General features: G+C 69.2%; 23 protein-coding genes, 1 tRNA gene and 1 pseudogene. 19 read left to right on the plus strand and 6 right to left on the minus strand.

Annotated features, from left to right (window positions below; translation table 11 throughout):
* The first annotated feature begins 5 nt into the window (after positions 1-5).
* The 6 genes from ribD to BSY19_RS14555 all read left to right on the plus strand — a co-directional run bounded on the left by ribD (position 6) and on the right by BSY19_RS14555 (position 5489).
* Entirely contained in the window at positions 6-1106 is a 1101-nt protein-coding gene (gene ribD, locus BSY19_RS14530; RefSeq protein ID WP_069054785.1) for a bifunctional diaminohydroxyphosphoribosylaminopyrimidine deaminase/5-amino-6-(5-phosphoribosylamino)uracil reductase RibD, read from the plus strand.
* On the plus strand, positions 1106-1753 hold the full coding sequence (locus BSY19_RS14535) for a riboflavin synthase (RefSeq protein ID WP_069054786.1): 648 nt from the start codon (positions 1106-1108) through the stop codon (positions 1751-1753). Before ribD ends, BSY19_RS14535 begins: the two co-directional genes overlap by 1 nt.
* Positions 1754-1788: 35 nt before the next feature.
* Complete coding sequence (ribH, locus tag BSY19_RS14540; protein WP_069054787.1) at positions 1789-2298, plus strand: 6,7-dimethyl-8-ribityllumazine synthase; 510 nt, start codon at positions 1789-1791, stop codon at positions 2296-2298.
* A complete protein-coding gene (gene nusB, locus BSY19_RS14545; protein ID WP_083247619.1) occupies positions 2295-2777 on the plus strand; it encodes a transcription antitermination factor NusB in 483 nt (160 codons plus the stop codon). The genes ribH and nusB overlap by 4 nt, the downstream gene beginning before the upstream one ends.
* A 105-nt stretch (positions 2778-2882) precedes the next feature.
* Entirely contained in the window at positions 2883-3884 is a 1002-nt protein-coding gene (gene thiL, locus BSY19_RS14550; protein ID WP_069054788.1) for a thiamine-phosphate kinase, read from the plus strand.
* Positions 3885-3923: 39 nt separating this feature from the next.
* Positions 3924-5489 carry an MFS transporter gene (locus BSY19_RS14555; protein WP_069054789.1) on the plus strand — a complete coding sequence of 522 codons (1566 nt, stop codon included), beginning with the start codon at positions 3924-3926 and terminating at the stop codon, positions 5487-5489.
* 44 nt (positions 5490-5533) lie between these two features.
* Here the strand turns inward: BSY19_RS14555 and BSY19_RS28375 are convergent.
* Positions 5534-6037: pseudogene (locus BSY19_RS28375) on the minus strand (polysaccharide deacetylase family protein); the annotation flags it as partial.
* Positions 6038-6239: 202 nt separating this feature from the next.
* Here BSY19_RS28375 and BSY19_RS14560 point away from each other — a divergent pair.
* The 4 genes from BSY19_RS14560 to BSY19_RS14575 all read left to right on the plus strand — a co-directional run bounded on the left by BSY19_RS14560 (position 6240) and on the right by BSY19_RS14575 (position 10163).
* On the plus strand, positions 6240-8396 hold the full coding sequence (locus BSY19_RS14560) for a sodium-translocating pyrophosphatase (protein ID WP_069054790.1): 2157 nt from the start codon (positions 6240-6242) through the stop codon (positions 8394-8396).
* 119 nt (positions 8397-8515) lie between these two features.
* On the plus strand, positions 8516-8773 hold the full coding sequence (locus BSY19_RS14565) for a type II toxin-antitoxin system ParD family antitoxin (RefSeq protein ID WP_069054791.1): 258 nt from the start codon (positions 8516-8518) through the stop codon (positions 8771-8773).
* Positions 8773-9069 carry a type II toxin-antitoxin system RelE/ParE family toxin gene (locus BSY19_RS14570; RefSeq protein WP_069054792.1) on the plus strand — a complete coding sequence of 99 codons (297 nt, stop codon included), beginning with the start codon at positions 8773-8775 and terminating at the stop codon, positions 9067-9069. Before BSY19_RS14565 ends, BSY19_RS14570 begins: the two co-directional genes overlap by 1 nt.
* A gap of 164 nt (positions 9070-9233) precedes the next feature.
* A complete protein-coding gene (locus BSY19_RS14575; RefSeq protein WP_069054793.1) occupies positions 9234-10163 on the plus strand; it encodes a DMT family transporter in 930 nt (309 codons plus the stop codon).
* Positions 10164-10242: 79 nt separating this feature from the next.
* Here BSY19_RS14575 and BSY19_RS14580 read toward each other — a convergent pair whose 3' ends face one another.
* Positions 10243-10737 (minus strand): outer membrane protein assembly factor BamE, encoded by a 495-nt coding sequence (locus BSY19_RS14580; RefSeq protein ID WP_069054794.1) that lies wholly within the window; start codon positions 10735-10737, stop codon positions 10243-10245.
* 141 nt (positions 10738-10878) lie between these two features.
* Here BSY19_RS14580 and BSY19_RS14585 point away from each other — a divergent pair, with 141 nt between their 5' ends.
* The 7 genes from BSY19_RS14585 to sugE all read left to right on the plus strand — a co-directional run bounded on the left by BSY19_RS14585 (position 10879) and on the right by sugE (position 15560).
* Positions 10879-11418, plus strand: coding sequence for a ubiquinol-cytochrome C chaperone family protein (locus BSY19_RS14585; protein WP_069054795.1), 540 nt, complete (start codon positions 10879-10881; stop codon positions 11416-11418).
* Positions 11415-11963: a YceD family protein gene (locus BSY19_RS14590; RefSeq protein WP_069054796.1), complete on the plus strand. Its 549-nt coding sequence runs from the start codon at positions 11415-11417 to the stop codon at positions 11961-11963. The genes BSY19_RS14585 and BSY19_RS14590 overlap by 4 nt, the downstream gene beginning before the upstream one ends.
* Positions 11964-12078: 115 nt before the next feature.
* Positions 12079-13134 carry a phosphate acyltransferase PlsX gene (plsX, locus tag BSY19_RS14595; RefSeq protein WP_069054797.1) on the plus strand — a complete coding sequence of 352 codons (1056 nt, stop codon included), beginning with the start codon at positions 12079-12081 and terminating at the stop codon, positions 13132-13134.
* A 10-nt stretch (positions 13135-13144) separates the two neighbouring features.
* Positions 13145-14122, plus strand: a complete 978-nt coding sequence (locus tag BSY19_RS14600; RefSeq protein ID WP_069054798.1) for a beta-ketoacyl-ACP synthase III — start codon at positions 13145-13147, stop codon at positions 14120-14122.
* A gap of 190 nt (positions 14123-14312) precedes the next feature.
* Positions 14313-14627, plus strand: a complete 315-nt coding sequence (locus tag BSY19_RS14605; protein WP_069054799.1) for an integration host factor subunit alpha — start codon at positions 14313-14315, stop codon at positions 14625-14627.
* Positions 14628-14662: 35 nt separating this feature from the next.
* Positions 14663-15127 (plus strand): MerR family transcriptional regulator, encoded by a 465-nt coding sequence (locus BSY19_RS14610; protein ID WP_069057119.1) that lies wholly within the window; start codon positions 14663-14665, stop codon positions 15125-15127.
* Positions 15128-15245: 118 nt separating this feature from the next.
* The gene (gene sugE, locus BSY19_RS14615) at positions 15246-15560 is read left to right on the plus strand and encodes a quaternary ammonium compound efflux SMR transporter SugE (RefSeq protein WP_066735621.1); all 315 of its coding nucleotides are present in this window, start codon (positions 15246-15248) and stop codon (positions 15558-15560) included.
* Positions 15561-15570: 10 nt separating this feature from the next.
* On the opposite strand, the gene BSY19_RS27965 is transcribed toward sugE, so the two are convergent.
* The 3 genes from BSY19_RS27965 to BSY19_RS14625 all read right to left on the minus strand — a co-directional run bounded on the left by BSY19_RS27965 (position 15571) and on the right by BSY19_RS14625 (position 17403).
* Positions 15571-15741 carry a hypothetical protein gene (locus BSY19_RS27965; protein ID WP_171905146.1) on the minus strand — a complete coding sequence of 57 codons (171 nt, stop codon included), beginning with the start codon at positions 15739-15741 and terminating at the stop codon, positions 15571-15573.
* Positions 15742-15887: 146 nt separating this feature from the next.
* Positions 15888-16898 (minus strand): LysR family transcriptional regulator, encoded by a 1011-nt coding sequence (locus tag BSY19_RS14620; protein WP_083247621.1) that lies wholly within the window; start codon positions 16896-16898, stop codon positions 15888-15890.
* A gap of 79 nt (positions 16899-16977) precedes the next feature.
* Positions 16978-17403 carry a DoxX family protein gene (locus BSY19_RS14625; protein ID WP_069054800.1) on the minus strand — a complete coding sequence of 142 codons (426 nt, stop codon included), beginning with the start codon at positions 17401-17403 and terminating at the stop codon, positions 16978-16980.
* A 199-nt stretch (positions 17404-17602) separates the two neighbouring features.
* Between BSY19_RS14625 and BSY19_RS14630 the strand changes: the two genes are divergently transcribed.
* Complete coding sequence (locus BSY19_RS14630; RefSeq protein WP_069054801.1) at positions 17603-18535, plus strand: ring-cleaving dioxygenase; 933 nt, start codon at positions 17603-17605, stop codon at positions 18533-18535.
* Between the two features lie 70 nt (positions 18536-18605).
* Positions 18606-19226 (plus strand): alpha/beta hydrolase, encoded by a 621-nt coding sequence (locus BSY19_RS14635; RefSeq protein WP_069054802.1) that lies wholly within the window; start codon positions 18606-18608, stop codon positions 19224-19226.
* A 671-nt stretch (positions 19227-19897) separates the two neighbouring features.
* Here BSY19_RS14635 and BSY19_RS14640 read toward each other — a convergent pair.
* Positions 19898-19975: transfer RNA gene (locus tag BSY19_RS14640), tRNA-Pro, on the minus strand.
* Positions 19976-20006 lie beyond the last annotated feature (31 nt).

The raw sequence follows: 20006 nt of genomic DNA on the forward strand, positions 1-20006 counted from the left end.
AGTTCATGCGCCAGGCGCTGGCCTTCGGGGCACGCGGACAGGGCACGACCTGGCCGAACCCCTGCGTGGGCGCGCTGGTGACGCAGGACACGGCCGACGGGCCGGTCATCGTCGCGCGCGGCCATACCCAGCCCGGCGGGCGCCCCCATGGCGAGGCCAACGCCTTCGACCGGGCCGGCCCCAGCGCCGCGGCCGGCGGCACGCTCTACGTCACGCTGGAACCCTGCTCCCATCGCACGATCCGGGCCGCGACGCCTTGCGTCGAGCGCACCATCCTCGCCGGTGTCCGGCGCGTCGTCGCGGCGATGGCCGACCCCAATCCCCGCTTCCAGGGGCTGGGCTTCGCCCTGCTGCGCACGGCCGGCATCGCGGTCACGACCGGCGTGCTGGAGGCGCAGGCGCAACGGGTCCATCGCGGCCATGTCCTGCGCGTGACGCGCGGCCGGCCGATGGTGACCTTCAAGATCGCGCGCACGGCCGATGGCTATGCCGGCGGGCCGGGCGGGGCGCGGCTCGCGGTGTCCTGTCCCGAGGCGAATGGCTGGGTCCATCTCCAGCGCGCCCATCATGACGCGATCATGCTGGGCATCGGCTCGGTGCTGGCCGACGATCCGCTCCTGACCGTGCGCCTGCCGGGGATGGCGGAACGCTCGCCGGTGCGTGTCGTGCTCGATTCGCAGTTGCGGCTGCCCGTGGCCTCGCAACTGGTGCGGACGGCGGCCGAGGTCCCGCTCTGGGTGGTGGCCGCCGAGACGGCACCGGTCGAGCGCGAGAGGGCGCTGGTCGCCGCCGGGGCCGAGGTGATGCGCGTCTCCGCCGACGCTCACGGCCATCTCGATCTCGCCGAGGCGCTGAGCCTGCTGGGGACGCGCGGCATTACCCGCGTCTTTTCGGAAGGCGGGCCGACGGTCGCGGAGACGCTCGCGCGCGCCGGGCTGCTCGACGAGGTCGTGGTCTCGACCTCGCCGAATGCGCTCGGCCAGCCCGGCATCGTCGCCGTGCGGCCGGGCCTTGCAGCGGCGCTGGCCAACCCCGATCTCTACCGCCTTGCGGAGACCGGCCTGATCGGTCACGACCGTTTCGAGCATTTCGTGAGGACAGGCTGATGTTCACTGGCATCGTCACCGCCATCGGCACCGTCGTCGAGAGCGAACGCAAGGGCCCGAGCCTGAAGCGGCTGGCCATCGCCTGCCCCTATGAGGCTGCCGGCATCGAGATCGGCGCCTCGATCGCCTGCGCTGGCGTCTGCCTGACGGTGACGGCGCTGCGGCCGCGCACCGATGGCGAGCCCGGCTGCATCTTCCAGGTCGAGGCCGCGGCCGAAACCCTGTCGAAGACGCTGGTCGGGGAATGGGAGGTCGGCAGCGCGATCAATCTCGAGCGCTCGCTGAAGGTCGGCGATGAGCTCGGCGGCCATCTCGTCACCGGCCATGTCGACGGCGTCGGCCAGATCCTGACGATCGAGCCGATCGCCCCCGATCCCGACGAGCCCTGGGGCGCGACCGCCCGGTTCCACGTCCGCGCGCCGAAGGGATTGCCGCGCTTCATCGCCGCCAAGGGCTCGATCTGCCTCGACGGCACCTCGCTGACCGTCAACACGGTCGAGGAGGACGTCTTCACCGTGCTCCTGATCCCGCACTCCTTCGCGGTCACCACCTGGGGGCAGCGGAAGGCGGGCGATCCCGTCCATGTCGAGGTCGATCTGATGGCGCGCTACGCCGCGCGGCTTGCGGAGGCGCGTGCGGAGGTCTAACCAGCGGCCTCATTCTTTCGAATAGGACAAGAACCATGGCCGGACCCCGGCAATCCTCGGCCGCACCGGCCGCAACTTCGGCCGTCGATCTCGACGGCGCGCGCGTTCTCGTGGTCGAGGCGCGCTTCTACGACACGCTCGCCGACGAACTGCTGGAAGGCGCACGCGCCGTGCTCGACAAGGCGGGCTGCCGCGTCGATGTCGTCACCGTTCCCGGCGCGCTCGAAATCCCCTCCGCCATCGTCATCGGCCTGCGCGCCGCCGACGAGGCGGTCGACCCCTATGAGGCGGTGGTCGCGCTCGGCACCGTGATCCGCGGCGAGACCGGCCATTACGACATCGTCGCCGGCGAGAGCTCGCGCGCGCTCATGGACCTCTCGGTCGCCTTCGCCCTGCCGCTCGGCAATGGCATTCTCACCGTCGAGAACGAGGCGCAGGCCTGGGCCCGCGCCAACCGCTCGGAGATGGACAAGGGCGGCGGCGCAGCGGAAGCGGCGTTGGCGGTCCTGCGCTACAAGCGCTCGCTCGGGGAACAATCCACATGAGCAGGCCCGAATCCAACCGCGCCGAGATGCGCCGCGGCGCCCGGCTATCGGTCGTGCAGGCGCTCTACGAGATGGAGATCGGCGGGCGTGGCGTGGTCGAGGCCATGGCCGAGTTCGAGGCGTTCTGGATCGGCAAGCTGGTCGAGGACATCGAGCTGCCCAAGGCCGAGATCGCCTTCTTCCGCGACCTGCTGGGCGGCGTCGTGCGCGAGCAGCGCCTGGTCGACCGCTCGGTGGACGAGGCCCTGGCCTCCGGCTGGCCGCTGAAGCGGATCGAGGCGGTCGTGCGCGCGATCTTCCGCGCCGGCGCCTATGAACTGGCCTTCCGCAAGGACGTGCCGGCCCGCGCCGTGATCTCGGAATATGTCGCGGTCGCGCGCGCCTTCTACGAGGGCGAGGAGATCGGCATGGTCAACGCCGTGCTCGACCGGCTCGCCCGCGATTTCCGCACCGACGAGTTCGACGCGCCCGCGGCGTGATACTCGTCATTGCGAGCGTAGCGAAGCAATCCAGAGGAGACAGGGCACCAGCGCTCCTGGATTGCTTCGTCCCTTCGCTCCTCGCAATGACGGAAAGGCCTGCGGATGACGGTGGAAACCCGCGAACGCCCCGGCGAATTCGAGCTGATCGCCCGCCATTTCGCCCCGATAGCCGGGCCGGGCGGGCTCGGGCTGGTCGATGATGCCGGGCTGCTGCGGCCGGCGCGCGGCTACGAGATCGTCGTCACCGCCGATGCAGTGGTCGCCGGCGTCCATTTCTTCCCCGATGATCCGCCGGGCTCGATCGCCCGCAAGGCGCTGGCGGTCAATCTCTCCGATCTCGCCGCCAAGGGCGCAAAGCCTGAGGGCTTCGTGCTGGCGCTCGCCTTGCCGAAGGGCTGGACCGACAGCTGGCTCGCCGCCTTTGCCGCCGGGCTGAAGCAGGCGGCCGATGAGGCAGGCTGCCCGCTGATCGGCGGCGACACCGTCTCGACGCCGGGACCGCTGACGCTCTCGATCACCGCTTTCGGCAGCGTTCCGGCCGGTCGGATGGTGCTGCGCTCCGGCGCAAAGCCGGGCGATGTCCTCGCCGTCTCGGGCACGATTGGTGACGGCGCGCTCGGCCTGAAGGTCCATGGCCCGGCCGCTCCGCCCTGGGCGGCAGGGCTGTCGGAGGCGCATCGCGCGGCGCTGGCGGATCGTTATCTCCATCCGCAGCCGCGGCTGCGTCTCGCCGCCGGGTTGCAGGCCCATGCCTCCGCGGCGATGGATGTGTCCGACGGGCTGGTCGGCGACCTCGCCAAGCTGCTGAAGGCCTCGGGCACGGGCGCCGAGGTCGATCTCGATGCCGTCCCGCTGTCGGAGGCGGCGCGCGCTGCGATCATGGCCGATCCTGCGCTGGCGGAACTGGCCTGGACCGGTGGAGACGACTACGAAATTCTCTGCACAGCCTCGCAGGGAGAATATCCTGCTCTGGCCTCAGCGGCCGCGGCCGCCGGCATCGCGCTGACGGCCATCGGCGTGGTGACCGGGGCGACGGGCGCCGTACAGTATCGCGAGAAGGGCGGGGCGCGCAGTTTCGCGGCCGGCTCCTTCGCTCATTTCTGAAGCCGGCCCTCAAGCCGCCTTCGCAGGGACGGCAGAACCATGAACCAGCATGTTCCGGTCGCAGACGCAGATGCGCTCGCCAAGCGCAACTCTGTCGTCCTGGCCTGCGCCCAGGCGCTCGGCGGCGCCAGCCCCTCGATCGTGATCTCGCTCGGCGGCATCGTCGGCTCGCAGCTCGTCACCGACCAGACCTTCGCCACCGTGCCGGTGAGCCTGATGCAGCTCGGCATCGCCGTCGGCGTCATTCCCGCGGCCATGCTGATGCGCCGTCACGGCCGTCGCAACGGCTATCTCATCGGCGCGCTGATCGGCGCGACCGCCGCCAGCGTCGCGGCGGCCGGCGCCAGCACGCGGCTGTTCTGGCTGTTCTGCCTAGGCACCTTCGCCTGCGGTCTCTACGGCGCCTTCGTCCAGAGCTACCGCTTTGCCGCCGCCGACGCCGCGACCGAGAGCTTCCGCCCGCGGGCGATCTCCTGGGTCATGATCGGCGGCATCGCAGCCGGCGTCATCGGCCCGCAATCGGTCTACTGGACGCGCGATCTGACGCCGGCCGCGCCCTTCGCCGCCAGCTTCCTCGCCCAGGCCGCTCTGGCGCTGATCGCCATGCTCGTCATCCTGCAACTGCGCGCCCCGCCGGTGGCACAGGTCAAGGCGAGTGGCGGGCGGCCTTTGCCCGAGATCATGCGGCAGCCGAAATTCATCGCCTCGGTGACGGCGGCGCTGGTGACCTACGGGCTGATGAGCTTCGTGATGACGGCCGCGCCGCTCGCCATGGTCGGCTGCGGCCATTCGGTCGGCGACGCCGCGCTCGGCATCCAGTGGCATGTGCTGGCGATGTTCGGGCCGAGTTTCTTCACCGGCCGGTTGATCGCGCGCTTCGGCAAGGCCCAGGTCACCATCGCCGGGCTGCTGCTCACCGCGCTCGCCGCGGTGATCGGGCTCACCGGCCTCAGCGTCGCGCATTTCTGGATCGCGCTGGTCGTGCTCGGGGTCGGCTGGAACTTCGGCTTCATCGGCGCGACCGCGCTGGTGACAGACTGCTACCGACCCGAGGAGCGGGTGAAGGTCCAGGCCGCCAATGATTTCCTGGTCTTCGGCTCGGTCGCGATCGCCTCCTTCTCCTCGGGCGGGCTGCTCCATGCCGGCGGCTGGGCGAGCGTGAACTGGCTGGTGTTTCCGCCCGTCGCGGTGGCGATGGCGCTGGTTCTCTGGCAGGCGCGGGCGCCCGGCCGGCCACCGTCTGAGCGCGACGATCGTCACGGCCCGGCCGAAGAGAAGGCCCGCCGCCGCGCGGGATCGATCGTCCGGTCATGGGCCGCGAGGTCCGCGCCGGTCGTGATCCAGGCCGTCGCGTCCTGGCGGATGCGGGCCAGCAGCTGGTCCAGGACCCGCGCCGGGCCGGGGCGACCCGAAACCCAGTCGTGCAGCGTCAGCGTGAACAGGCCGCCGGCCGCGGCGCAGGCCTCCCAGTCGAACAGCCACTCCTGCAGCACCACGACCGGGCTCGTCGGTGGCCAGCGGGCGTCGAGGCCGGTCATCTTGAAGCGGGCCGTGTCCTCGCGGTTCCACGACACCGGCAGTTCCAGAACGCCGTCGAGCGTGTAGGGGTGGTCGAGCCCGGCGAGCGAACTGTCATAGAGCCCCTGCGCGCGCAGGAGCGCATGCATCGGCCGCGTCAGCTCCCACCCCGGTGCGCGAAACCCGGCCGGCCGTTGCCCCGTCTGCGCCACGAAGGTTGCGAGCGAGGCTTCGAGCGCCTCGCCGAAGGTCTCGGTCGAAATCTCGCGTGTCGCCTCATGGGCGAAACCGTGCAGGCCGACTTCGTGCCCGGCCGCGACCAGATCCGGCAGCAGCGCCGGCTGACGCGCGGCGATCAGGCCCGGCACGAAGAAGGTCGCCTGGACTTCGTGGCGCGCCAGGACCTGCAGCAGGTGCTGCAGCCCCGCCCGCAGCCCGTATTGCCGCTGTTCCCGCTCGGAGAGATAGCCGTCATCCCCGGTCTCGCGCAGGCGCCAGAGCAGCGGCGTGTCGGCGTCGACGTCGATGCTGATCCAGGCGGCGGAGGCCTTTCCGGCTGGCCAGGCATAGGGCATGGGCGCAGGCCCGGCGGGGGATGCGGTCTGCAGGGGCGCGGCAGGCTTCGACATCGTCATGGTTCCCCGGCTCCGGCATTGCGCCCACGCGTCATCGCGTTTGCGCTTCCTTGCGAAACTTGCCACAAATTCGCCCGACACTGGCGACGCGAAGCGGGCCGATTAGTCTTTCGGCCCGCATTTCCTGTGCCTGGCGTCCAAAGCGGCAAATGAGGAGCGACAGCGCTCCCTCTCGGTCGGAAGCTCAAGGTCAGGAAACCGAATGTCAGCCCTGCTTATCATCATCGTCTTAAGTGCTTTATCGATCGCCTATGGCGTCTGGGCCTATGCCGACGTCATGAAGCGCGATGCCGGCAACCAGCGCATGCAGGAGATCGCGGCCGCGGTCGCCGAGGGTGCGCAGGCCTATCTGAAGCGCCAGTACATCACCATCGGCATGGTCGGTGTCGTGCTCTTCGTCGCGCTCGCCTATCTGCTGGGGCAGTGGGTCGCGATTGGCTTCCTGATCGGCGCCGTCCTGTCCGGCATGGCCGGCTTCATCGGCATGAACGTCTCGGTGCGCGCGAACGTCCGCACCGCCCAGGCCGCCATGCAGTCGCTCGGCGAGGGGCTCGACGTCGCCTTCAAGGCCGGCGCCGTCACCGGCATGCTGGTCGCCGGCCTCGCCCTGCTCGGCGTCGCCGTCTATTACGGCGTGCTGACCTCGATGCTGGGCTTCTCGCCCTCGAGCCGCGTCGTCATCGATTCGCTCGTGGCGCTCGGCCTCGGTGCCTCGCTGATCTCGATCTTCGCCCGTCTCGGCGGCGGCATCTTCACTAAAGGAGCCGATGTCGGCGCCGACCTCGTCGGCAAGGTCGAGGCCGGCATTCCCGAGGATGATCCGCGCAACCCGGCCACCATCGCCGACAATGTCGGCGACAATGTCGGCGACTGCGCCGGCATGGCGGCCGACCTGTTCGAGACCTATGCGGTGACGCTGGTCGCCACGATGGTTCTGGCCGCGATCTTCTTCGCCGGCCAGGCCACGCTCGGCACGATGATGCTCTACCCGATGGCGATCGGCGCAGCCTGCATCGTGACCTCGATCATCGGCACCTTCTTCGTCAAGCTCGGCGCCAACCAGTCGATCATGGGCGCGCTCTACAAGGGCTTCATCGCCGCCGGCGTGCTCTCGATCGGCGCGATCGCAGCCGTGAACTATCTGATGTTCGGCGGCTTCTCGGCCTCCTTCACCACCGTGCAGGGCGTCACCTTCACCTCGGGCGGGCTCTTCGCCTGCGCGCTGGTCGGTCTTGCCGTCACGCTGCTGATCGTCGTCATCACCGAGTACTACACCGGCACCGGCAAGCGCCCGGTGGTCTCGATCGCCCAGGCCTCGGTCACCGGCCACGGCACCAACGTCATCCAGGGCCTCGCGGTCTCCCTGGAATCCACCGCCCTGCCGACGATCGTGATCATCGCCGGCATCATCGTCTCCTATGGCCTCGCCGGCCTGTTCGGCATCGCGATTGCCACCACCGCCATGCTGGCGCTGGCGGGCGTCGTCGTCGCGCTCGACGCCTTCGGCCCTGTCACCGACAATGCCGGCGGCATCGCCGAGATGGCCGGCCTGCCCAAGGAGGTCCGCCACTCCACCGACGCGCTCGACGCCGTCGGCAACACCACCAAGGCGATCACCAAGGGCTATGCGATCGGCTCGGCGGGTCTGGGCGCTCTGGTGCTCTTCGCGGCCTATACCTCCGACCTCAACTTCTTTGTGGCGGAGGCCAACAAGGCGGGCTCGACCTCGTTCCAGTACTTCAAGGGCGTGGTCGTCGATTTCTCGCTGTCCAACCCCTATGTCGTCGTCGGCCTGCTGCTCGGCGGCCTGATCCCCTTCCTCTTCGCCGGCATGGGCATGACGGCGGTGGGGCGCGCGGCGGGCTCCGTCGTCGAGGAGGTCCGGCGCCAGTTCAAGGAGAAGCCGGGCATCATGGACGGCACCGAGCGGCCCGATTATGCCCGCGCCGTCGATCTCCTGACCAAGGCGGCGATCAAGGAGATGATCGTGCCCTCGCTTCTGCCTGTGCTCGCGCCGATCGTGACCTTCTTCGCGATCAACGCCATCGCCGGCAAGAACCAGGCCTTCGCGGCCGTCGGCGCCATGCTGATGGGCGTCATCGTCACCGGCATCTTCGTCGCGATCTCGATGACCTCGGGCGGCGGCGCCTGGGACAATGCCAAGAAGTCCTTCGAGGACGGCTTCGTCGACAAGGACGGGGTGCGCCACATGAAGGGCTCCGAGGCGCACAAGGCCTCCGTCACCGGCGACACTGTCGGCGACCCCTATAAGGACACGGCGGGCCCCGCCGTGAACCCGGCGATCAAGATCACCAACATCATCGCGCTGCTGCTGCTGGCGATCCTGGCTCACAGCTGAGCCGAGCGCCCATCGCGATCATCGTCGACCCCGCGGAGCGATCCGCGGGGTTTTTCATTGGCTGGGCCGCCCTGATCGGTTAATAATAGATATTGAATTCACTTATGGGAGGCATGTGAATGGCCGTCAGCGCAGATCTCGGGACTCGCCTGGAACAACTCCTCGAAACGCTGGTGGCATCGGGGCGCTACAACTCGAAAAGCGAGATCTTGCGGGAGGGGGTCCGCTTGGTCGAAGAGCGTGAAAAGCGGCTTCAGGCGCTCGACCTCATGCTCGACGCCGGGCTAGCCGACGCGCAGGCCGGACGGATGTTCGCGGGAGACGATGTTTTTGGCGAACTGCGCGCCCGCTACGGCGAAGAAGCGCCGAGCGAGTGATGAAACTTGCCTTCACGGCGGCGGCGAGGCGCGACCTCTACGAGGTTGGTGACTACATCGCTCGAGACAGCCGTCGGCAGGCCCTGCGTTTCATCGCGGCGCTGGAAGGGTTCTGCGCCACTTTGCTCGCGCAGCCTGAACGTTATCCCCTCCTGATGCACCGTGCCGATCGCGAGATCCGGCGTGCTCCTTATGCCGACTACCTGATTTTCTATCGTGTCCGGAACGGCTTGGTCGAGATTTTGAGGGTCGTCCACGCCGCGCGTGACGTCGACAGGATCGTCGATGGTCTTTGACGAGCGCACAGAAAGACGGATCGTGGTCGGACGAGGATCCGATGAGTCCGAGTCACCGGTAGGCCGCGCCAATCTGCCCCCGACGCTACCGCCGTCCCCGTAGCGTTCCCGCAAGCCAGCGCGCGCCCCGGAGCGCATGACGTCTCCATCACAGGAGACCTCACATGATCCCATCCACCGCCGCTGCCGCACCCCGCTCCGGGGCAGGGAGCTTCTCCGACCTTGCCCTTCTGCTCCTCCTCGCCACGCTCTGGGGCGGCTCCTACAGCTTTATCAAAGTCGGCGTGGAGACGATTCCGCCGGTGACGCTGATCGCGGCGCGCACGCTGCTGGCGGGTGCGATCCTGCTCGCGGTGCTCCGCTGGCGCGGCCTGCGCCTGCCGCGCGATGGCGCGACCTGGCGGCTCTTCCTGGTCCAGGCCTGCCTCAACAGCGTCCTGCCGTTCACGTTGATCGCCTGGGCCGAGCGCAGCGTCGAGGCGGGGCTGGCGACGATCCTGAGCTCGACCAGCCCGATCTTCGTCGTGGTTCTGGGTCTGCTCGCGGGAACGGGCGAGCGACTGTCGCTGCTCAAGCTCGCCGGCATCGCGTCGGGCCTGGCGGGGACCCTGCTGATCGTCGGCACCGAGGCAATGGCGGGCTTCGGGGCCGATCTCGCTGCCCAGCTCGCGCTCGTCGCGGCCAGCCTCTGCTATGGCGGCGCGGCGCTGTTCGGGCGTCACTTCAAGGCGCTGGACCCGATCATGCCGGCGGCCGGCTCCCTCATCTGCGGGGCAGCCCTCCTGATCCCGCTCAGCCTCGCCGTAGACCGACCCTGGACCCTGGCGCCCTCCGGCGCCTCGATCCAGGCGCTGCTCGCGCTGTCGGTCGCCTCGACCGCGCTCGCCTTCGTGATCTATTTCCGCCTGATCGCCCGGCTGGGCTCGGTCGCGACGACGTCGGTGGCCTATCTGCGGGTGCCGACCGGCGTGCTGATCGGCATGGTTGTCCTCGGCGAGAGCCTGGCACCGACGGCCTGGGCCGGCCTCGTCCTGATCGTCGGCGGCGTCCTGGCGATGACAATGCCGGCCCGCGGCCGCCGCAATCCCACCTGAGTCCGCCCGCGCGCCGCAACGAAAAAAGCCCGCGGCGCAGGCCGCGGGCTTTGTGGTGTCTCGATGATGGCGAGGCGCCTCACGCCCCCAGCGGGTTGAAGCGCGTCACGCCGCGGAAGAGGTTGCGCAGGAAGCTCTGCTCCTCGCCGCCGGTGGCGGTGGTGCGGCTGATGAAGTCGAAGATCACGCCGTCCTGCAGGCCGTAATTGGCGATGCGTTCGACCTTGAAGCCCTTGTTGAAGGAGATCACCAGCACGGTCTGGTCGACGACCGTCAGCTCCTGGAACTGGAAGCGGCGATAGACCGTCTGGCTGATGTAGTAGAAGGTCCGGTTGCCGACCGTCGACGTCGTCGAGGGCGTCCCGAGGATGGACAGCACCTGCTGCACGTCCATGCCGACCTTGATCTGGGAGATCAGCGCATCGTCGGCGACGAAGCCGCGCTTGAATTCCTCGTTCATGCCCGACGAGGTCGCGAGCTTGAAGCCGCCGGCATTGGGGCCGCAGGCCGCGAGAGCCAGGGACGTCGTCGCGAGGAGGCCGAGGAGGGCTGTGCGGCGGGAGACGGCGTTCATGCGGAGGGTATCCAGTGGCGCTGCGGCGATGGGCCGGGGCCCGCGCCGCTTGTCAAACGGGTCAAGGTTGGCGTAACGCCCGAGGATGGCTTTGGCAAGGCAAGGACGTTTCGCCGCCTCAGGCCGGAGAGTGCTGACCCCATGTTCGGATTGTTCGGAAAGCGCGAGAAGCGTCAGGCGCCGGTCGATGCCGTCTTCGCGCGGGTGGTCGAGGCGTCGCGGCAGCCCGCTTTCTATCTCGAAGGCGGCATCGCCGACAGCTTCGAGGGCCGCTTCGAATCGCTCACGCTCCACGTCTTTCTCGTGCTGCGGCGCCTTCGCGAATTGCCGCCGCCCGCCGACGAGGTCGCGCAGGATCTGGTCGACGCGAACTTCGCCTATCTCGAACTCGGGGTGCGCAATGGCGGCGTCAGCGACATCGCCGTGCCCAAGCGGATGAAGAAGATCGGCCAGATGTTCTACGGGCGGGTGCAGGCCTATGAGGCGGCGCTGGTCTCGGACACGCCGGCCGAGCTCGCCGAGGCGCTGCGCCGCAACGCCACGCCGGACGCGCCGGAGGCCGCGACCGCGCTGTCCGATTATGCGCTGCGCGTGCAGCGGCGTCTGGCGGGGCTCGATCTCGAAGGGCTCCTGAACGAGACCGCCCTGTTTCCGGCGGCGCAGGAGGGAACGGCGCGATGACCCCACAAGCCGCTTCGCCGATGACCCGGCCGATCCATGTCGACGACATCAAGATGCGCGGCACGCGCGTGACCGTGCAGGCCGAACCGGCCGAGCGGGCCGGCATCGCCGATCTGCTCGGGCTGCCCGCGCTCGAATCGCTGGAGGCGCGCTACGTGCTCGCCCGCAACGGCGAGCGGGTGAAGCTGGAAGGCGAGATCGCGGCGGCGTTCCACCAGACCTGCACCATCACGCTCGAGGCCTTTCCGGTGACGCTGACCGTGCCGATGAGCCTCGATTTCGCGCCGCAGGAGCCCGAGGTGCCACGGCGCAGGGGCGACAAGGACGAGGCGGAGATCGACATCGAGGTCAGGCTCAACGAGGCGGACCCGCCGGAGCCGATCGTCGACGGCACGATCGATCTCGGCGCCGTGACGCTCGAATTCCTGGCGCTCGCGCTCGATCCTTACCCGCGCAAGCCCGGAGCGGTCTTCGCCGAGCCGGCACCGGAGACGCCGCCCGAATCGCCCTTCGCCATGCTGGCGCGGCTCAAGCGCGGCGAATGAGGTCTCGTCCGGGGCGCCGGGCGGCTTGCGGCGGACGCCCAAGTCGCTATTGTCCCGCCCGCATCGAGCCGCCCCGGCAAGCAGGTCGGCCGCTCCTGGGATCAACCATCACTCCATGACACGACCGGTTACAATCGCGCTCGATGCGATGGGCGGAGACCATGGCCCTGCCATCGTCATCCCCGGCGCCGCGCTGACGCTGGAGCGTCGTCCCGATGCGCGCTTCGTGATCTTCGGGGACGAGGGGCAGGTGCTGCCGCTGCTCGACCAGCACCCCAGGCTCAAGGCCGTGACGACCTTCCACCACACCGAGGTGTCGGTGAAGATGGACGACAAGCCGAGCCAGGCGCTGCGCTATGGCCGCTACAAATCCTCGATGTGGCGCGCGATCGACGCCACCAAGACCGGCGAGGCCGACGTCACCGTCTCGGCCGGCAACACCGGCGCGCTGATGGCGATGTCGAAATTCTGCCTGAAGTCGATGCCCGAGGTCGACCGGCCGGCAATCGCCTGCCTGTGGCCGACGGTGCGCGGCGAGAGCGTGGTGCTCGATGTCGGCGCGACGATCGGTGCCGACGCCCGCCATCTCGTCGATCTCGCGGTGATGGGCGCGGCCATGGCGCGGGTGATCTTCGATCTCGACCGGCCGACGGTCGGCCTGCTCAATGTCGGCGTCGAGGAGATCAAGGGCGTCGAGGCGGTCAAGGAGGCCGGGCGCATCCTGCGCGAGCTTGACCTGCCGCATCTCAACTATCACGGCTTCGTCGAGGGCGACGACCTCGGCAAGGGCACGGTCGACGTCGTCGTCACCGAGGGCTTCACCGGAAACATCGCGCTGAAGACGGCGGAGGGTACCGCCCGGCAAATCAGTTCCTATCTCAAGGCGGCGATGAGCCGCTCGCTGATGGCCAAGATCGGGTATCTCTTCGCGCGCAGCGCCTTTGCGGCGCTGAAGGACAAGATGGACCCGCGCAAGGTCAATGGCGGCGTGTTCCTCGGGCTCGAGGGCATCGTCATCAAGAGCCATGGCGGCACCGACGCGGTCGGTTTCGCCAGCGCGACCGAACTCGGCTACGAGATGGCGCGCGAGAACCTGATGGCGAAGGTGCGGGAGATGGTGGCGGCCTCGGCCGAACAGGAGGCCGCGGCGCGGGCGGCCGCCGCCCAGTAAGGAAATAGCCTTGTCAATTCTGCGTTCCCAGATCGTGGGCTGCGGTTCCTACCTGCCCGCGCGCATTGTCACCAATGCCGAACTCGCCGAGCGGGTCGACACCACCGACGCGTGGATCGTCCAGCGCACGGGCATCCGCCAGCGCCATGTCGCGGCCGCGGACGAGACCACCTCGGTGATCGGCCTGAGGGCGGCGCAGGCCGCGCTCGCCGATGCCGGGATGAAGCCCTCCGAGATCGACCTCATCATCGTCGCGACGGCGACCCCGGACCACACCTTCCCGGCCACCGCGACGCAGATCCAGGCGGCGCTCGGCATCGAGGACGGTGTCGCCTTCGACCTGCAGGCCGTCTGCTCCGGCTTCGTCTTCGCGCTCACCACCGCCGACAAGTTCCTGAGCACGGGCGCCGCCCGCACCGCGCTCGTCATCGGCGCCGAAACCTTCTCGCGCATCCTCGACTGGGAGGACCGCACCACCTGCGTGCTCTTCGGCGACGGCGCCGGCGCGGTCGTGCTGAAGGCGGCGCCGGGCGAGGGCACCCTGGCCGATCGCGGCGTGCTGGCCACCCATATCCGCTCGGATGGCCGCTACAAGGACAAGCTCTACGTCGATGGCGGTCCGGGCTCGACCCGGACGGTCGGCTTCCTGCGCATGGAGGGCAAGGAGGTCTTCCGCCATGCGGTGCAGAACCTCGCCGAGACCGTGCGCCACACCTTCGCGGAAACCGGCCTGAGCGGCGCCGACATCGACTGGTTCGTGCCGCACCAGGCCAATCGCCGCATCATCGACGCGACGGCCGACAAGCTCGGCATCGGCCATGAGCGGGTGGTGATCACGGTCGACCGCCACGGCAACACCTCGGCCGCCTCGATCCCGCTCGCGCTGGCGGAAGCCCATCGCGACGGCCGCATCAAGCCGGGACAGCTCGTGCTGATCGAGGCCATGGGTGGCGGCTTCACCTGGGGGTCGGCCTTGATCCGTTGGTGATCGGACCGGCGGAGAAATCGTCAGATTTTCCGGAATTTCGCGCCGTTTTCATGCAATTTTCATAAGCCGGGTGCATCCGCGCCCGTTCGAGCATTGACCCGGGCTGCGGGTGCGCCTAGCGTTCATCGTCCGGAATGGCGAAAGGCAGGTGGCATACCCGCCAGCCGAGATAACGCCTTGGAGGATATGGATGGCGGGGCACACGGTTACGCGGGCGGACCTCTGCGAGGCGGTGTATCAGAAGATCGGCCTGTCGCGGACGGAGTCCTCCAAGCTCGTCGAGGCTGTCCTCGACGAAATCTGCGACGCGGTGGCACGCGGCGAGAACGTCAAGCTGTCCTCCTTCGGGTCCTTCGTCGTGCGCGACAAGGGCGAGCGAATCGGGCGTAATCCCAAAACGGGCGTCGAGGTGCCGATCGAACCGCGGCGCGTGATGGTGTTCAAGCCGTCGAATGTGATGAAGGCCCGCATCAACGGGCAGTTGGGTGAGGGCGACGACGCGTGAGCCTGGAGTTCCACAACGGCGACACAGAGGCCGACATGGACACCAAGAGCCCGGATGCCTTTCGAACCATCAGCGAGGTCGCTGAAGACCTCGATATTCCCCAGCATGTCCTGCGTTTCTGGGAGACGCGTTTTCCCCAGATCAAGCCGCTGAAGCGCGGCGGCGGCCGGCGCTATTACCGGCCCGACGATGTCGCCCTGCTCAAGGGCATCCGCCGCCTGCTCTATGGCGAAGGCTACACGATCAAGGGGCTCCAGCGCATCCTGAAGGAACAGGGCCCGCGCCATGTCCAGGCCATTGGCCGGGGGGCGCCGGTCGGTGCGCCGCCCGACGCCGCCAAGGGGCGGGGCGGGGCTGCCGCCCATCCGGCGCCGCCGGGCCGCGCGCCGGTTCCGCCCGGGCTCGACGACATCACCCTGCTGACCGCGGTCCTCGCCGAACTGGGCGAGTGCAAGCGCATCCTCGACCGCGCCCTGCAGCCGCCGGCCGAACTCGCCTGATTTTCGGCGGTTGTCAGCCGCTGTCGCGCGTCCTAGATCGTCCTCCGGGGACGACCCCGGCGCGATGCGCTGTCCTGTCCGGCGTGGACGACCTCGCCCTTGATCGAGGAGCGCCGTCATGGCCTGGCTCTATCTCTTCATCGCCGGTCTGTTCGAGGTCGGCTGGGCCATCGGCCTGAAATACACGCAAGGCTTCACCCGCCTCGTGCCGACCGTGCTGACGCTCGCCAGCATGGCGGTCAGCCTCGGCCTGCTCGGGCTCGCCCTCAAGAGCCTCCCGGTCGGCACGGCCTATGCGGTCTGGACCGGCATCGGCACGGTCGGCACGGCCATTCTCGGCATCGTCCTGCTCGGCGAGCCAGCCACCGCGCTGCGCCTCGCCTGCATCGGGCTGATCGTGGCCGGCATCGTCGGGCTCAAGCTGGTCGCCTGATCGCGGGCGGCTAGGAACGCCGCCAGGCCTCCGGCCAGTAGCCGCCGCGCTCGAGCAAGACGATCAGCACGATCACGGCCAGCGTCACCGCCAGCGTGAGCAGCTTGGCGTTCCAGGGCGTGCCGCGGCCGATCAGCCAGATCAGCGTCAGGCCGATCATCAGGGGAACGAAGATCTCCATGGCGACAGCCTAGAGCAGGTCGGCGAGCGAAGAAACCCGCGGCGGCCGGTCGCCGATTGCGGCCCGGCGGACCGCGCACCCCATCCCGGCCCCGCATGTTCGCTGGAGGGGCTCGAACCCTGTCGTCCGCGCGTCCCCGTCGCCGCTCACGGCGCGTCACGCGACGACAGCGCCAGCCCGCCTTCGATCAGAGGCTTCATTCGGCCGAGTTCGCCGGCCATGTAGTCCAGGAACAGGCGCACCCTCGGCGAATGCCGCAGATCCGGATGGGTCAGGAGCCAGAGATCGGCGGAGAAGCCGGGGTCGGGCGGGGCCAGCCGGGTCAGGGCGGGCTTCCGGTCGGCGATGAAGCAGGGCAGGAAGCCGATGCCGATGCCGGCTTCGACCGCCTCCGCCAGTCCCAGAACCGTGTTGACCCGGTAGACGATGCGCTCCGGCGCGACATGCTGTGCGAGATAGCGCACGGCCTTGAGCGCAGCGAACGACTCGCCCAGCGACACCCAGCTGCGCTGCCAGAGGGCCTCGATCGGCTCGCTGCCGCCCTCCGGGAAATCGGCGGCGAGGCCGTAGAGGGCCCAGGCGATCCGCGCCGCCTTGCGGCCGACCAGCGTTTCCGGCGGATGGTCGGTGGCCCGGATCGCGACATCGGCATCGCGCTTGGACAGGTTGAGCGCCTGGTTGCTCAGCAGCACCTCCAGGCGGATGTCGGGGCATTGCGCCAGAAAACTGCCGAAGACCGGCGTCAGCAGATCGACCAGCAGCGTGTCGTTGGTGGTGACCCGCAGCTCGCCCGCGGGCTTGATCTCCTGGCCGGCGAGCTTGAGCGCAAAGGCGCTGATGTCGCTGTCGAAGCGCTCGGCGAGCCTCGCCATCTCCTCGCCGGCCGGCGTGGCGACATAGCCGCTGCGGTGGCGCTCGAACAGCCGCGTGCCGACCGCCTCCTCGATCTGGCCGAGGCGCCGGAACACGGTGGAGTGGTTGAGCCCGAGCCCGGCCGCCGCAGCCGGCAGTGTGCGTCGCTCCGCAATCGCGTTAATCAGCCGGAAATCGTCCCAGGACAGGGGCTTGCCCGTCGGAGACTTGCTGCCGGGAGACTTGCTGGTGATGGGCCTGCTCGCGGGAGCCTGGCCGGCGGGCGTCTTGTCGGGTGCGCTCATCGCGCCAATCTCCGACAGGACATCGCCGCCTTCAAGGCCGGGAGGCCCCGAAGGCGGCGAGGGATGGCGCAGCGAGGCGTCAGGCGGCGGCGGGGGTGCCGAGCGCCGGCAGCCGGGCGGACTTCAGGGCCAGCGCGCCGTCGCCGAGCATGCTATGGGCGAGGGCGGTCAGGGCCAGGAACGCCGGATATTCCCAGCCGCCATTGGGCGCGTTGAAGACCCAGCCATTGGGGGCGTGGACGAAGAGCGCCCCCAGCAGGATCGGCAGCAGCAGCAGCGAGACGTAGCGACCGTAGAAGCCGACGAGGATGGCGAGGCCGCCGAGAAGCTCGGCCAGAATGATCGGCCAGGCGAGGAAGGCCGGCAGGCCGACCTTGCCGAGGAAGCCGGCGAAGCCCGCCGGGGTGAAGATCGCGATCTTCAGATAGGCATGGGCGATGAACATCAGGCCGAGCGCGACGCGCAGGGCAAGAGCACCATAGGGGGCGAGGCGGGTGTCGATCATGGGGGCAGTCTCCTGAAACGGGACCGGGCTGGTCTCGCCCCAAGAGATCGCTTCCGAATTGGCGCAATGCAAACGGATATCCATCAATCGTTCGATTGCATCAGTGCAATGAATGAACTCTGGCATTCCGCGCCGGGCGGCCCAATCTCCTCGCCAACGGGGCAGCCTTGCCCAGCACGACGTCGGAAGGATGTCAGCCATGCAGATCAACGGTCTTCATCATGTCACGGCGATCGCCGGTCCGGCGCGCCGCAATCTCGATTTCTACGGCCGCGTCCTCGGCCTGCGTCTGGTCAAGAAGACGGTCAACTTCGACGATCCCGGCACCTACCACCTCTATTACGGCGACGCCGCTGCCGCGCCGGGCTCGATCCTGACCTTCTTCCCCTGGGAGCATGCGGCGCCGGGCCGCCTCGGCGTCGGCGAGACGCAGGAGACCGTGTTTCGCGTGCCGGAGGGGGCGATCGGCTACTGGGCGCATCGCCTTGTCGAGCACGGCGTGCCTCATGACGTGCCGGTGAAGCGCTTCGGCGAGACGGTGCTGGCCTTCCGCGATCCCGATGGGATGCGGCTGGCGGTCGTCGGTGTGCCCGGGATCGAGGCCGAGCCCGCCTGGGGCGCCGGCGACATTCCGGCCGAGCATGCGATCCGCGGCTTCCACGGCGTCAGCCTGCTCGTCGCCGATGCGGCGCCGACGGGTGCGATCCTCGGCGACGTCTTCGGCTTCCGCGAGATCGGTCGCGAGGAGACGCTGGTGCGCTACCGTGCCGAGGGCGCGGCCCAGGGCGCGATCGTCGATCTGCGCGTCGCCGGTGGCTTCCTGCCGGCCCGGCAGGGCGCCGGCTCGGTCCATCACATCGCCTTTAGGGCTGCCGATGACGCGGCGCAGGAGGAGATGGTCCGCAAGCTCGCGCAGAACCATGGCATCCGCACCACGGAACAGCGGGACCGGAACTATTTCCGCTCCGTCTACTTCCGCGAGCCCGGCCATGTCCTGTTCGAGATCGCGACCGATGTGCCGGGCTTCGCCGTGGACGAGCCGGCCGACAGGCTCGGCCAGGCGCTGAAGCTCCCGCCCGGGCTGGAGGGGCAGCGCGCCCGCATCGAGGCGTTGCTGCCCGAACTGGCCTGACCCGACCACTCCGCCCTGCCGCCGCGCCGGGCGGAGCGGATGTTGTCCTGAAATCCCAAGGAGGTCCACGATGGACGCGACTGCGACCACCGACTTCATCCATCTCTATGAGCCGGGCGGCGATCCCGCCCGCGCGCCGCTCCTGCTGCTGCACGGCACCGGCGGCGACGAGCGCGATCTGATCGGGCTGGGCCGGGCAGTGGCGCCCGGCGCGGCGCTGCTCTCGCCGCGCGGCAAGGTGCTCGAAGGTCCGATGCCGCGCTTCTTCCGCCGGCTCGCCGAAGGCGTCTTCGACGAGGACGACCTGCGTCGGCGCACCCATGAACTGGCCGATTTCATCGAGGCAAGCCGCGCCCGCTACGGGCTGGCGCAGCCGGTCGCGGTGGGTTTCTCGAACGGGGCCAATATCGCGGCGAGCCTCCTGCTGCTGCGGCCGGAGGTGCTCGCCGGGGCGGCGCTGCTGCGCGCGATGTCGCCCTTCGCGCAGCCGCCGCAGGCGGATCTGACCGGCAAGCGGGTGCTGATCCTGTCCGGCGCGATGGACCCGATCGTCCCGGCTGACGATGTCGGGCGGCTGGCCAAGACGCTGTCGGGCAATGGGGCAAGCGTCGATCATCGCACGCTGCCGGCGGGCCACGGCCTGTCCCAGCCCGATATCGGCCTGCTCCAGAGCTGGCTGGCGGCCGCCTGACGGCCATCCGGCGGCGTGTGAGCGCCGCCGGCATGGGGTGATCTGGGGTGGTCAGGCCGAGGGTGCGGCGGCCTTGCGCTTCGGGGTCTTCGCGGCCGGGGGCGGGGCGGCGGCTCGGCCGCCTGCTTGGCCAGGCGCTGGGCGCGCAGCGCCTCGATCTTCTTGCGGGCGGCGGCCTCTTCGGCGGCGATCCGGCCGCTCGACTTCTGCTTCTCGCGCGGTGCTTCCTGGACGCTGTTGACGTCGTGCCAGGCGCGCGGGCCTCGGTTGTCCCCTGCCATCGGTCTCGTCCCTCCGTCTTCGGTCTCTGGAGCGGAGCTTACCCGCGATCGGCGCAGGATACGAGCCGCTTCACGCATGGCGCGCGTCGGCGCCGACGGCGGGCTGCTCGGTGCTCAGGCCAGCAGCGGCAGGATGATCGCCATGCCGATCATCAGGACGGCGAGCGCCCTCAGGAACACGGCCCCCTGTCCGGAGACCCGCAACACGGCACGACCCGACGACGCAGACATGGCGCACCCCACTCCCGAACGGCAGCACTCTGACGTTCCGTCATTGCAGGGGGGCGGGCAAGGGCGAGGGGGCGCGAGCCTGTGGAGAACCCGATCCGTGGAGGGATCAGGCGCCCGGCCATCAACGCGGCTCGGGCCGAAAAACCGGCGTTCGGTAAATGGTCGGAGCGAGAGGATTCGAACCTCCGACCCCTTGTCCCCCAGACAAGTGCGCTAACCGGGCTGCGCTACGCTCCGACGGGTCGGCTTATAGTGGCGGTGTTCCGCG

It is taken from the genome of Bosea sp. RAC05, from assembly GCF_001713455.1.
Classification (GTDB): Bacteria; Pseudomonadota; Alphaproteobacteria; order Rhizobiales; family Beijerinckiaceae; genus Allobosea.